Raw genomic sequence first — 354 nt, forward strand, 5'->3', positions numbered from 1 at the left:
ACTTTTTAACTTGCTCATTTAAATCATCTCCCATTATGAAATTTACACGCGGAATGAATATTCATTCCTATTCTTTTGAAAATCCTTTCGGAATGAACGTTCATTCCTATCATTCTATTAAATTATTCATTAACTTTATTAAACTAGGTAATACGGAATGAATATTCATTCCTTTAGTTGTAAAGATTTATCATCTCCTGTTATTCTTTTTCATACCTTTCTCGGAATGAATGTTCATTCCTGTCCTTATAAGGCTATAGAATCAAATGATTCTAATAGCATTCCAACAACTTTCTTCCAATTCCTTTACTAATTCATCTGTATATTCTAACTGCCCTGTTTCCATTACTTTAA

The 354-nt window shown here is 29.4% G+C and carries 1 pseudogene; it reads right to left on the reverse strand.

Annotation, left to right across the window (positions count from 1 at the left end):
• Positions 1–262: 262 nt before the first annotated feature.
• A pseudogene (locus MR170_RS31275) lies at positions 263–354 on the reverse strand (TetR family transcriptional regulator); the annotation flags it as partial.

The organism is Bacillus cereus group sp. BfR-BA-01524, assembly GCF_022662595.1.
GTDB classification, from domain to species: domain Bacteria; phylum Bacillota; class Bacilli; order Bacillales; family Bacillaceae_G; genus Bacillus_A; species Bacillus_A thuringiensis_S.